The 13,755-nt window shown below is 36.1% G+C and carries 11 protein-coding genes; all 11 read right to left on the bottom strand.

Annotated features, from left to right (window positions below):
* Nucleotides 1–47: 47 nt before the first annotated feature.
* The 11 genes from HX062_RS05720 to HX062_RS05670 all read right to left on the bottom strand — a co-directional run bounded on the left by HX062_RS05720 (nucleotide 48) and on the right by HX062_RS05670 (nucleotide 13,351).
* A complete protein-coding gene (locus tag HX062_RS05720) occupies nucleotides 48–2,228 on the bottom strand; it encodes a TonB-dependent receptor (RefSeq protein WP_286466763.1) in 2,181 nt (726 codons plus the stop codon).
* A 188-nt stretch (nucleotides 2,229–2,416) separates the two neighbouring features.
* On the bottom strand, nucleotides 2,417–3,100 hold the full coding sequence (locus tag HX062_RS05715) for a glycosyltransferase family 32 protein (protein ID WP_182627883.1): 684 nt from the start codon (nucleotides 3,098–3,100) through the stop codon (nucleotides 2,417–2,419).
* Between the two features lie 70 nt (nucleotides 3,101–3,170).
* Nucleotides 3,171–3,569 carry an aminoacyl-tRNA hydrolase gene (locus HX062_RS05710; protein WP_286466762.1) on the bottom strand — a complete coding sequence of 133 codons (399 nt, stop codon included), beginning with the start codon at nucleotides 3,567–3,569 and terminating at the stop codon, nucleotides 3,171–3,173.
* The gene (gene pnuC, locus HX062_RS05705; protein WP_286466761.1) at nucleotides 3,566–4,186 is read right to left on the bottom strand and encodes a nicotinamide riboside transporter PnuC; all 621 of its coding nucleotides are present in this window, start codon (nucleotides 4,184–4,186) and stop codon (nucleotides 3,566–3,568) included. Before pnuC ends, HX062_RS05710 begins: the two co-directional genes overlap by 4 nt.
* Nucleotides 4,187–4,246: 60 nt before the next feature.
* Entirely contained in the window at nucleotides 4,247–4,954 is a 708-nt protein-coding gene (locus HX062_RS05700; protein WP_182627889.1) for a Bax inhibitor-1/YccA family protein, read from the bottom strand.
* Between the two features lie 39 nt (nucleotides 4,955–4,993).
* The gene (locus HX062_RS05695; RefSeq protein WP_286466760.1) at nucleotides 4,994–5,617 is read right to left on the bottom strand and encodes a 4'-phosphopantetheinyl transferase family protein; all 624 of its coding nucleotides are present in this window, start codon (nucleotides 5,615–5,617) and stop codon (nucleotides 4,994–4,996) included.
* 94 nt (nucleotides 5,618–5,711) lie between these two features.
* Nucleotides 5,712–6,191, bottom strand: coding sequence for a hypothetical protein (locus HX062_RS05690; RefSeq protein WP_286466758.1), 480 nt, complete (start codon nucleotides 6,189–6,191; stop codon nucleotides 5,712–5,714).
* 53 nt (nucleotides 6,192–6,244) lie between these two features.
* Complete coding sequence (locus tag HX062_RS05685; RefSeq protein ID WP_286466757.1) at nucleotides 6,245–7,534, bottom strand: DUF4302 domain-containing protein; 1,290 nt, start codon at nucleotides 7,532–7,534, stop codon at nucleotides 6,245–6,247.
* A 5-nt stretch (nucleotides 7,535–7,539) separates the two neighbouring features.
* Nucleotides 7,540–8,436 carry a substrate import-associated zinc metallohydrolase lipoprotein gene (locus HX062_RS05680; RefSeq protein ID WP_286466756.1) on the bottom strand — a complete coding sequence of 299 codons (897 nt, stop codon included), beginning with the start codon at nucleotides 8,434–8,436 and terminating at the stop codon, nucleotides 7,540–7,542.
* A 21-nt stretch (nucleotides 8,437–8,457) separates the two neighbouring features.
* Nucleotides 8,458–9,981, bottom strand: a complete 1,524-nt coding sequence (locus HX062_RS05675; RefSeq protein ID WP_286466755.1) for a RagB/SusD family nutrient uptake outer membrane protein — start codon at nucleotides 9,979–9,981, stop codon at nucleotides 8,458–8,460.
* 13 nt (nucleotides 9,982–9,994) lie between these two features.
* A complete protein-coding gene (locus HX062_RS05670) occupies nucleotides 9,995–13,351 on the bottom strand; it encodes a SusC/RagA family TonB-linked outer membrane protein (RefSeq protein WP_286466754.1) in 3,357 nt (1,118 codons plus the stop codon).
* Between the last annotated feature and the right edge of the window lie 404 nt (nucleotides 13,352–13,755).

The following is a 13,755-nucleotide window of genomic DNA, read 5'->3' as shown; positions in this document are numbered from 1 at the left end:
CAAAGACAAATGCCCGAATCTCAAGCGGTTCGGGCATTTGTCTTTCCTTAAAATTTCAAGGTTAATCCAGCAAGGATATTAAAAGTTGCTTGGGGATAATACCCCGCTCCATCAATGGCTTGTTCGCCATCATAGTCTGACCAATAATATCCATTTGACACGTATTTCACATCAAAAATATTATTTGCAAGTAGGGAAACCCCAATACTTCTAAACCATTTTTTCACAGGAAATTCATAGTTCACACTCAAATCATTGACAAAGTAAGAATCTAATTTTGAGTTTTTTGCTTCAACATTAGACATATATTGTTCTCCTACAAATTTAGTGAGTAGGGATACACTCATTCCGTCGACAGGCAAATAGGTAAGTGCATTTGAGGCGACAACAGTAGGAGAAAAAGCGATATCTCGGGTTCCAAAGTACTTCATTTCGCCTTCCCATAAGTAGTATAGGTCTTTGTTTTTATTTGAACTTAGCGCAATACTAGGGCTCCAATGGAATTTCTCCAACAGTTTTACATTGGCATCAACCTCAATTCCAAATCGATAACTATTGTCAATATTTTCGCGAACAGCGGCCCCCACATCGTTCAATTGTCCTGTCAACACCAATTGATCTTTGTACTTCATATAAAATGCGTTCACGTTAATAGAGGCATAAGAATTAGCAAAACGCCATCCCAGTTCAAAGTCATCCATTTTTTCAGATTTAGGCATTTGATTCAACTTGCGCTCTTTGTAATCCGTTCGGTTAGGCTCTTTATTGGCTCTTGCATAAGAGAAATACAATTGATTCTCCTCATTTACTTGAAACGTAATACCTGCTTTGGGGTTCAAGAAATTGAATTTCTCATTGACTAATCCTGTTTCTTGTCCATTAGCTTCATAAGTCACGCGTCTGTATTGCATATCACCGAAGAAACTCCATTGTTCGTCGAGCTTCCACGTAGCTTTAGCGAAGAAATTTACGTCGGTTTTCACTGCGTGATCGCGATAATATTCTTGTTTAAAGTCATAGGCAACGGGTTGTTTGACCCACAAAATAGAACCGAAGTGATCTCCTTCGTATTTATTTGCTCCTCCACCCAAAACTACATTCAAGTTTTGCGCTGTATAATTGGCATTCCAGACCATCCCATAAAAGTGGTTGTCCAATCCTTTTCGTCGAATTAAATCGGTTTTATTAACCGTTTCTCCGTTGACGAGGATTGGATCCAATCCATATTCTTCAAACTCTTGTTTTCTTTTGTAATTTTCGTAATACCCATATCCTTTGGTATAGTGTAGAGAAACGTTCGAACTCCACAGATCTGACCATCTTTCACTCCAATGCAACTGATAATGATCTTGCTTGTAATTATCTGTTTCATTGTTGTAGAAATGAGTATTTCCTTGGTCGTCCTTGTATCTTCCAGCAGGGTTGTAGCGTCTACCATACAGATCCATTTCCTCTTGAGTAACGCCGTTCCATGCTTGATAGGTTTTTTGTTTTCCACCAAATACTAAGGCTTTGATTAATGAAGTATTCCCGACATAAACCCCTTGTAAGAAATAAGAATTCATATCCGAAGAAGCGCGATCAATGTATCCATCAGAGTGCATATCAGAAAGTCGTCCTGCGATTTCAAATTTGTCGTTGATTAATCCGGTACTGAATTTGACCGTTGATTTTCGGGTATTATAACTACCAAAAGAATTGGCAATTTCACCAGTTGCTTCTTGAGAATAATCGTCTGTTTTTAGGTTTAAGCTTGCGCCAAAAGCGCCAGCCCCATTTGTAGAGGTACCAACACCGCGTTGCAATTGTAGATTTTGAACAGACGAGCCAAAGTCGGGCATATTCACCCAGAAAGACCCTTGGGATTCACCGTCGTTGTATGGAATACCATTTAGCGTTACATTGACACGTGTTCCGTCAGAACCGCGTACGCGAAAACTGGTATATCCAATGCCATTTCCCGCATCTGTAGTGGTTACTACTGAGGTCATATTACCCATTAAGACAGGAATATCTTGTCCTAAATTTCGCTGAGCGATTTGCTTCTTCGAAATATTTTCATAGGCAATTGGTGATTTTCCATCCACGCGAACAGCAGATAAAACGATTTCGTTTAATGCTGTTTTCTGAATGGAATCTGGAGTGATTGCATTTTGTCCTTTACTTGAGTAAGTTACACCTAAACACAATCCCAAAACAAACAAGCTGTTTACAGTTATTTTTTTCATTCGTAAAAAATATTTTCACAAATAAAAGGGGCAATTATTGTTTGATTAATAATTACACTTTTCCCGTGCAATGTAGTTGATATGCACTATTTCCCTTGGCAGCATTACCTGCCCAGGTTCTACGGGTATGATCTCAGCCAGTATTGGCACCCCTTTGAGACTTGAACTGCAAATATAGACAGTATTATTTAGAATAAAAATAAACGCTTCATCCAATCTTTTCTATTTTTCCCTTGTTTCCATGAGCCTAGGAAATGATGAATAGCTACGGTATCCGCTGTAATGTGATATTCTCCTGTAATCCAATTTTTAGGACTAAAAAAAGCTTGAGGATAAACAACTGTTTCACATCCTTCTAACTGTTGTTTTTGATTAGTTAACTTGAGTCCACGACCTAAAAAGTCATCTGTAATAGTGATCGTATTGGGTGTTGTATGGTATTTTTTGTAGAGGTGTTTGCGGTAAAAAGACTTGGTTTTATACATCGTCAAGAAATTTTGCAAAATGGGATTTCCTTTTACACTCCCCAACACTGCAGTACTCAAAAGGCGATCGGATTCGAATCCGCAAAAGAATTTATGGTGTAAGAAAGCGTCAAAATTCTGCACTACTTCCACATCTGTGTCTAGGTAGATCCCTCCGTGTTCATAGAGTACATGTAGGCGACACACATCAGAAACGAAGGCGTATTTCTTTTCTTGATACGCTTCCTTAGCAAAGCGATATGCATTAACATCAAAATTGTCTTCTGTCCAAATACACACCTCGTAGTCTGGAACAAATTCTTGTATGGAAGCTAAACACTTCACCATTTCCTCAGGATAGTTTCCATTGCCAAACCAACATAAATGCACTTTTTTCGGAATTTTCATAACATAAAACCTTTTGTTTCAAAAGTACATTATTTATATCAATAAATTGTTATGTTAAAACTAAGTAAACTCAAATTATGCGTTTTCTAAGATTTTTCTTTAGGCTTAGTTTGATTTTATTCTCTTTATTTTTGCGGATAACGCTTTTAGGAACTTTTGTTTCTTTGCGAATTTTTTGTTGGACTAAAGCCACTTTTATTAGGGCTACTAACTTTTGAATGACTATTTCCTTATTCTTGATTTGACTACGCGTTTCTTCACAACTCAAGATAATCACTCCCTCTTTAGATTGGTAATTGCTCAATTTTTTCTCTAATCTACTTTGTTCTTCTGCGGAGAACACTTTTGATTCCGCTAGGTTCCAAAACAAGACGACTTTAGAGGACACTTTATTTACGTGTTGTCCACCTGCACCACCACTGCGCACGGCTTTAAAATTTAACTCTTTGATTAATTCTTGTACATTCATTCTTTTTCTTCGTTTTTTAAAATTTTATACCAGGCGATATAGGCTTGCACGACTAATACAGTAAAGACTATAAACTGAATAGCTAAAATTCCTAAACCGCGGTATGCGTATAGGGGAATGGAAATAAGATTTCCAATAAGCCAAAGGGTCCAATTCTCAATCTTTTTTAATGCCATATAATACATCCCTAAAAAGAAGATCCCAGAGGTCAGAATATCGATGTAATTTTCTGGGCCTATATTGGTATTAGTAAGGGTATAAACGCCATATACTAGTACAATAGTAAAGAAGAAGACAACCAGGCCGAAGGCTTTTTCTTTGGTGGTGGTTCGACTAATTTTAACAACTTGTTCACCTCCCTTTATTTTAGACCAATTATACCATCCGTAAATACTCATACAGGAGTAATAAGCATTGAGGATCATATCACCCAAGTAACCCGCTAAATAGAGTAAATAGACGGTAATTATTGTTGCAACTAATCCTGTTGGATAAACTAAAATATTTTCTCTCCCTGCGTACCAAACGCTTAAGATACCAAAAATAAAAACAATACTTTCTAATACGATATTTAGCCAACTAGTATCGCGATAGGCGCCAAAGAAAAATTCTATCATATTCTATGCTATAAAAAAAGCCATACGATTGGTATGGCTTTAAGATATACGTTGTTAGTATTAACTATTTCTATTCATTAAAATTCTAAGGATATACCAGAACAACAACATTAATGAAGCAAACAAGCTCAAGGCAGCAGGCACATATTGATCAGCTGCATATTCATTTTTAATTTGCCATGTTGAGTACAGAATGGATCCTGAAGCCAAAGCTACCATAGCTAAAGAGAACCAAAGTCCGAGGTCAAAACCAAAGAGCATTCCAGCGACGATGGTACCTAAGGCTAAAAAGAACCCTAAGGTAAGGATAGAGCGCAAGAAAGAGAAATTTGCGTTTGAACCAAAAACAACACCAGTAAGACCGAGGAATAAGGCTAAAGTTAACACTCCTGCTTGTACGATTAAAGAGGAATCTCCCGTCATATTGAGTGCTATATAAAGGATCGGAACAAACAAGAAGGCTTCTGCCAATACGTACAACATAAAACCAGCGTATTGTTGTGGCTTATTTGCTGACTTATAGGTTAGACCTTGGGCGAACCACGTAACCCCCATAAATGCCCCTAAAATGATTAACCAAGAGAATTTACCTGTCATCAACAGTTTGATCATTCCTTCAACAACAAAAGGCGTATTCAACAAAATGGTTTCAAATACGATAAACGCTAGTACTCCTAAAGCTAAATTTCCATATGTTCTGCGGTAAAACTGTGCTTTAACGGCATCCGATTCGTGAGCAACAACATAAATAGGTTGATTGTCTTCCATATTAAATATTTTTAGCGCAATTTACGAAAAACCGCTCAATTATTTCACTCTTTTTACTTGACTTACAACAAGGACATAATCATCTATACGAAAGGTCTTATAGGTAAATTCAACAGAAAAATCAGCTTGAATGATTTCAGCTTGTTTCTCAAACACGCAGACAGACATATCTTGAGCAAAGCTCAAACTACGAGAATTACACATTTTATAGAGCGCTTCTTTGACAGACCAAACTTCCGTAAAGTAATCGACTTGTAGTTGGAAATCTGCAGGGGCTAGTGCTAATTCTCTTGGATTGCAAAATTTATCTTTTAGACGAATAATTTTTTCGCGTTTGAGTTCAATATCAATCCCTATATTTTCTTGGCTAATAGCGACTAAAGCGTAATCAAACGAATGTGAAATCGAAATATGAAGTCCGGAGCGCAAACGAGGTTTGCCCTTATCATCATAGGACAGTTCGCAATCTGATATTCCATTTTGCCTCAATATTTGGCGCACGGCTAAAAAAGCCTTTTGATGTTGCTCGTATTTTTTTGCACTAAGGCGTTGTTGGCTAGCATCACTGAGCAGAAGATCATGCGACAACTCCTCTAGTGATTCAGTAATATGCCATATGTACAATACCCCAGCCGGTAACTCAATTTCTCTAACTATTCCCATAAATAAAAAAGGCTGTTCAGCTTAACTGACAGCTTTAGGCTACAAAAATACAATATGTAAGGTACAAAAAAAAGAGTCGCAATGCGACTCTAACTTATTTTGCTTTCTGATAAAACACTTTGATAAAAGAAACGTCTTTCAGTGATTCATTCGTATTCTTTTCCATTGCTGTTAACGGTCGAGTCAAGATCAACTCAGCATCGGAAACAGTTGTTACAACGAAGTCTACACGGCCGTCTCCACTATCTAATGCGAGTCTACGATGATCCAACATCGTCCATCGGTAGGCGTTTTTTGTAAACCTACTTTTACACACATCAGATCCTTCTTCTAAATAATACGCATTATAATCTATCGTATTTGAAGGCAAGAAATCTAATTGATCATAATCACAGTGCTCAGCTGCTTTAAGGCTAATCGTAGCAATCAACTGAGAGGAAGCATTGAATCGCTCTTCTTTAATCAAGTTCCACTTTCCTACTAGCTGCTCATCGTATGTTTTACTTCCGTTGTCATCGCTTTTAGAACAACTAAAAAGAAATAGCGTGCACAGCAATATCCCTATATATCTCATACATCATAATTTAAAAAAACAGAAGAGGGATTACCCCTCTTCTGCTAATCATTTTAGAAAAGATAGTTATCAAAAACTACCCCTCCACAATATGCAGTCATAATAGTATTGGTAGCTTGAACAGTATAACGTTGTTCTTTTAGCAAAATTTCACCATAAGCAAACAATACATCGTGTAAGTTTTTGATTTCATCTGTTACATTGGAATTAAGCCAACGACCATTTGACATTTTACCAGAGATACCTGTATCTGTTAAGCTAGATTGATAATCGAATCTTTGATCATTATTTAAAATATAAACAATAGTAACCGTTCCATTTCTAAACATTAACTGAATACGCTCAAGATCAACAGGTTGAACAGCCTCAAGAAACTTCGTAGAGTTACCTGGAGCACTCATTAAACGACCTTTAATGAAGCCCATACTTACTTGATTGTTAGAAAACATGATATCTTTATAATCATCTGTCCAAGAATCTGGATGCGTAACATTTTTGATCTTCACGCTAGTTCCAGAACCATTTGATGAAATAAATTCTTGAGTAGACTCATTCCATTTAAAGTCTTGATACTTCTCGCCATCAACAACAATAGCAGGTTCTACAAGTAATCCATCGTTAGAAAATCCAATTCCAAGACCACTTTTACCTGGCATTAATTCTTGAGATACACCGTCATTGAAAGTTAGATAGCGCAATACACCAGAATACATTGCATCGTATTTGTTTACACTACCATTCTTGTCAACTTCTATACTTCTAAAAACTGGTGCATCATCATCAGCGATTGTAGAAATTGCTGATTTTCTTCCTTCGAAGTTAGCCCAATCTTCTTTAGTAGCACGGACAAAACTAAATTCTTTGTCAAACTCTCTAGTTCCTCTAAAGAAAATAGAGTTATCGTCAAAGCCGTAATATCTGTACTGAAACTCACCTTCAAAACCTTTAGCTGTACGCAATGCGGAATTGATAGGATCAGACAATAGGTGAATCCACGTTTCGTCAACAAAAACTAAACTAGTAGTTCCTCTCAACTGCAATTCGTAATCTGTTGTATTTTCAGTATATCCTTCTTCAGAGAAATCGGATACCATCGTTACTTTTCCTTCTGCATTGAACTTCATTAAGAAAGTAAAACCTCCTAAGCCAGATTCTTCAGGAAAATAATTAAATTTCCATCCTTGCTCTGCATTTACTAAAAGATCTTTTAACTCTTTTTGTTGCTCACTCTCACGTTCCATTGGATTTTTTGAAAACACGCCACTATCGTCATTATTACATGAAACCGTTGTGGCAGATATCATCAGAGCCAATGCTCCTATACTAAATATTCTCTTCGTCATAACTTCTAGTTTTCATTAGTTTCTTCAAAATTGCCTGAAACAACATCATTTGTATTGCGTTCAGCATGATCTCTTAACTCCCAAAAATCAATATCGAACTCATCTTTATAGTAAGCTACAACTAGATCTACTTTAGCTAAGATATCTTTCTTTCCACTCTCTGAGGTTAATTCAGCAAGGAATTGTTCCCATTCTGCCTTTGTTTTCATCAAAATAAAAGATGCAGTTTCAGCAAAATCCTCGTCGTAATTCGATCTAGCATAAGAGGTAACAAACCCTAAAGCATTAGATTCTGGATCTGAATATAAATACCATGAAGAAGTATACAATCCACCTCTTGAAATCTCAGCCCAAGCTACACGATCAAAATCTCTAGTTTGATTTAAAATGTGAACGTACTCGTGTTGCACCGTATGAACAAATTGACGTACACTTTCTAAATCGTTATTTTTTACGTAATTGGTATTGAACAACGTAATACGCGCTCCACCTCCGGCTTCACCCAAGGTAATCGTACCATCGTTATTCACGTTATAACTTCCGATCAAGTGAAACTGTCTAGGCGCAATACCTTTTACAAATTTTTCTTTTTCTTTAGCTGCATCAGCATAACTATCCAACCAAATTTTCTTAACCATTTGAAGAGCTGGTTTCACATTTTCTTCTTTTGGTGGTGTAAGCACTTTGTCATAATATCCAAAAGCTTGATTCCATTTATAGGTAGCTTCAATATTATAAGGCTTAGTATAGTTATCATAAATCCACTGATCTAACACCCCTTTAGGTTGTTCAGATACGTCGAATCCACTAGGGCGCAAGTCATTATCATTGTCACAAGAGACAAACGCTAAACCTAGCATTGATAAAAGACCAACTTTCTTTATATTTTTATATATGTTCATACTTAACATTTATTTAATTAACTATCTTGGATTTGCTTCTAATCCGTTTGAAATAGCCATTTGAGGTAATTGAATCGCACGTCTAAGATCACCTTTAACCAGTGTTTCGCTTCTTTCAGCCCCTGTAATATTACGGTGAGTATATTCGATATTATAACGTTTTACGTCAAACCATCTTTGCCCTTCCGTATGTGTATCTCTTCTTCTTAAATCTGCTAAATACTCCAAGTAAGCAACTTGAGTACTAGATAGGTCATTAATATAGAAAGGATCTACCTTAGCAGTAGGTTGATACTTAAGAATGTCAGACTCTTTTAAAGTAGCTGAAGCAGGTACATTTTCTGTATGTCTCTTCACCCAAACATTCATCATAGTTAAGGCATCAGACAATCTATTTGCAGAGATTAATGCCTCGATACGATCTAGATACAACATATCTCTAGAAAACAGCACCACATTTGTATAGCGATACCCCGTTTGATTTGTTGGATCTGTTACTTCAAAAGTTCTAGCATATTTACCTAGACCGATAAACATTTTACTTCCTGTATAACCATATCCACCATAGTTCCACTCTCTTCCAAAAGGATTTGATTTACCACTGATTAAATAATCAGTTGCCTGTTTGGTAGTCATCGAATAACGTTTTCCAGTTTCATATCCCAAACCAGACATTACGCTTGAAACTAATAAATTTGTTTCCTCACTAATCTTAGCATATTCCACTTGTGTTAAGTCTGGTCCAAGATCATTATAGCGATTATAGTCACGTAAATTAGATCCATCAACACGAATGTCATCACTGTACTCGATTGCTTTGTTGAAATCTCCTTTGTACAAGAAGAAACGAGTTGCGAATGCTTTAGCAGAAGTCATGTTAAAGTGATACTTTACCGTCGTTTTATTTGGGCGATCTAAATTACCGATCAAAGCCATACCTTCAATAAGGTCATTTTCGATAAAATCGTATACTTCTTGAACAGAATGTCTAACATACTTAGGCAATAACTCTGTTTCTACTTCTGTCATATAAGGAATACCTAGATCAGTACCAGCTGTTGTTGGATTATAAGTTTGAGCCCATAAATTAACCAACATAAAGTGAGCGTACGCTCTAGCGATCAAAGCCTCACCTTTGAAACCTTTTAACTTTTTAAGTTCAGCAGTATTACCCTTTTGCTCTAAATCAGCCTCTATTTTTAAAGCTGCTTCATAAGCAGTATTAGCTTGTGCAATAGCAGTATAAGCAGAGAACCAATAATAACTTGGAGAATCTTGACTTTCAGCACGCATATCTTGCCAGAAAAACGCTTCTGTATTCGACACGTTTTCTAAGTTAATATTCTCACTGTCAACTGTATTATCACTCATGATATCAGCGAAAATAACATGCGTCCCTTTTGGATATGCTAGCGTTACTGTTTCTCCAATTTTTTCAACTGAGTCGATTTTAGTACGGTTGTCTGGTGTTTCATCTAGAAATCCACTACAGTTAACAAAGAACAAACCGATTAATAATCCAACTCCAATATTTATTTTTTTCATATTCTATCCTAATTTAAAATCCAACATTTAACGTTAATGTATATTGGCTAGTAACTGGCATAGCTACCCCTCCGCTTTGGAAAAACTCAGGATCTTGTCCGTTTAGCTTTTTATCAGAATAAATTAACCATGGGTTCGTTGCCATCGCTCTTAAAGAGAAATTAGAGAAACCTACTTTCTTCTTGAAGTGATCAGGGAACTCATACGCTACAGAAATATTCTTTAATCTAACGAAATCACCATCAGCAATTCTAGCAGTAGAATAGTTATATGCATTATAAGCTAGAGCTAAATTAGAAGAACCGTAATTACCCATTTGCGTAATATCAGCAATCACAGGAACATTAGTTCTAAATTCATCACCAGGTACCATCCAACGATCGTTCATATCTCTAGAGAAAACATCTAAATCAGAGTATGAAGAAGAGAACATTGGGTTTAATCTTACTTTATTTCCACCTGAAGCAACGAAGAATAAGTTCACGCTCCAGTTTTTATACGTGAAGGTATTAGAGAAACCTAATGTTTTATTTGGTTCAGTAGATCCTTCATATTTTAAGTAATCTGTAATATTCTGAGAATCTTGGAAGTTAGCTCCAGTTACGTTATCCGTTTCACCGCTAGCCATAATAAATGTAGGCAATCCTTCAGCATTTAATCCTGTAAAGTCATAAGAATATAACGAGTTACGTGGTTTTCCAACAACGTTACCTCCAATACCTTGAATCAAGTCAATAACTCTCGCTCTATTTTGTAAACTTGTAATTTCTTGTTTGAAAACAGATGCGTTAATTGTAGAAGTCCAAGAAAAATCTTCAGTTTTAATGTTTGTTGTAGTAATACCAAACTCTAATCCTTTTAATTTCATATCGGCATTGTTACCGTATTTTAAACTTTCTCCACCAACACCTGTAGTACGTACAATATCAATTAAGTCAAATGCATTTCTTTGGTATGCATCAAAAGCAACTTGAACTCTGTTGTTAAACAACCCTAAATCAAATCCAAGGTTTAGCTCATACTGTTTCTCCCAAGTTAAATCTGCGTTTTGTAAAGCTTCGATTTCTAAAGCATTTTCACGCTCGTTTTGGAAGTTACGGAAAGGAATTCTACTTCTATAGATTGCTAACGAGTTTGTAGCAGGTCCAGAAGTTGCAGTTAATCCGTAAGAAGCTCTTAAAGATAAATTACTAATTGTTTCATTATCAATCAAGAAACTCTCTTGTTTCATATTCCATTTTCCAGAAGCAGTCCAAGTAGGCAACCATCTTGAAGACGAAGAATCTCCTTGTCTATTTGATCCGTCATAACGACCTGTAAACGCTACTGTATATCTATTGTCATACGTATATCCAATACGAGTAAAGAAGGCTAATGTACGCTCTCTTTCTTCTGCGAATGTGTAGTATTCACCCCCTTGGTCGATCAGCTTTTGTAAAGCTATCATATTAGGATAAGAAGTTAACCCTTTATCATACTGTACACCGTGTGATAAGAAATAATCGTTGCTACGATTCACAACTCTCATCTCAGTACCACCAAAAACATCTAATTCATGTTTATCATTAAAAACATCACTATATGAAATACTGTTTCTTAAGTAGAATGATGTTAAATCATTTGTGAAGTTTCTGCGCATCCCTCCATTTGGCATTACAGGAACACCTGGTTTGTTTGGATCGTTTGGATCTTTATATAAATAAATATTCTGATCTCTTTCTACTGTATTCGACGAAGCATTATACGCAGCAACAACGTTTGAATTTTCAGTTAAGCTGTGTACGCGTTTAGTAGCCGCATAACGAGCAGCTCCATTCAAGTTATAAGTAACTTTAGGAGAGATTTTATAATCTGCATCAATTTGGAAACGAATATCTTTTACATCAATATCCATATAGTTCGACTCTAACTCATTTAAGATATTAAAGTCAGCCCAGTTACTTCTGTGGTACTCATATCCACCATTATCTGTATAAGGGCGTAAAGTTCTACTTGTATTTAACGCATAGCTAAACGGGTTAATATCGAAATCACGCGATACTGCTCCATTAACAACGTCAACTTCTCCATCGTATGTACCTGGCGCTTTTTGATCACGCACCGATCCATTTAATGATAGAGCAAGAGTAAATTTATCATTAACAAAGAACGTATTTTTCAAATTCATTGTTAAACGGTGTACTTTATCCGCTACAGTCCATCCTGGATCTGCAAAATATCCAACTGAAGCGAAGTATGCATTATTTTCACCACCTCCAGAAAAACTCAACGAGTGGCTTTGTGAAATAGCTGGTCTGAACAAGGTTTTGAACCAATTCGTATTCGCCATTTCGTGTTTGCGCAAGAATGTATTCTTACCTACACGGTCATTGATATACTGAAAGCGATCTTCTTCTGTAATATAGTTGTTAACTCCTCTATAGTACATATTGTATACACCACCATATCTACCATTCAATGAATTTGGATAAGTAATATGTCCTTTTGCTTCTAACTCTTGGTAAACATCCATTGTTTGTTGAGAGTTCATGATGTCATATCTTCCATAATTAGGAACAGTACGCACTGTATTCTCCATTGAATAGCTAATAGACAGTGGAGACTCTCTTCTACCTGATTTTGTCGTAATAACTACAACTCCGTTCATCGCACGAGATCCGTAGATTGCAGTAGCTGAAGCATCTTTTAAGATATCAATACTCAAAACGTCATCCGCGTTTAGACCAGCAATAGCTGAACTCAATAAAGTTTCTGAGTTACCAGAAGCCAAATCTTCGAATGATACGTTAACGATATCCTCTTGTACAACACCATCAATTACCCATAGTGGTTTTGTATCCCCCATAATTGACGAAGCACCACGAACAGTAATTTTAGGAGCAGCACCGAAAGTACCTGTAACGTTTTGTACAGTAACCCCAGCAGCTTTTCCTTCAATCATTCTACTAACATCCGTTACCCCATCAACTTTCAATTCTTTAGCATCAATACGGCTAATAGCTCCCGCTTCTTTACGCTTAGATAAAGTTTGGTACCCCGTATTAATTACTACTTCTTGCATCATTGCGCTGTCGTCTTTTAAAACAACGTTTACTACGCTAGCTTTCCCAACTTTCTTTTCTGTGGTAACTGTCCCTACAAACTGGAATACTAAAACAGCATTCTCGTCTTTTACGTTAATAGAGTAGTTACCATCAAAGTCGGTACCAACACCCTCTTGGGTTCCTTTAATCAACACACTAGCTCCTGGCAGACCTAACCCGTCTTCACCAGTAACTTGTCCTGTAACCTTTCTACTTTGTGCAAACCCCTCATTTACCATTAGTAAGGCGGCTATAACAAAGAAGAAATGAAGTACAATTTTCCTCATGTTTTATTAATTTTAAATTGTTTAACAAACAAATAACAAAAAATCGACATATGCTAATTTTATGTTATTTTTTTACAATTTGAAAAAGTTAAAAATTGTACTGTATTGTTTTGCAACCAATTACACAAATACGTCTTCAAACCCAATCAATACCCGCAATATACATCTTATCAGCTCGAATAACAAAGTCTTAAAAGAATGTGTATTACACAAAAAAAACAAGTTAACAAAACCAAAAGAAATAGAACAATCAAACAATTACAGAAGATACATTAACAATTAGTGCAAAAAGAAATAGAGTTAGAAAATTTTCTTAAAAAAACATTTAACTAAAATCAAATAAAAAATACAACATTGAACTATCAATCAACCGTAGTCAAAAAAAAAGATCGGCATGAGCCGAT

This window comes from Myroides sp. DF42-4-2, from assembly GCF_030326445.1.
GTDB lineage: Bacteria > Bacteroidota > Bacteroidia > Flavobacteriales > Flavobacteriaceae > Flavobacterium.
Note: the sequence above shows the minus strand (reverse complement) of the source record. Positions and strands in the feature narration are given on the sequence as shown.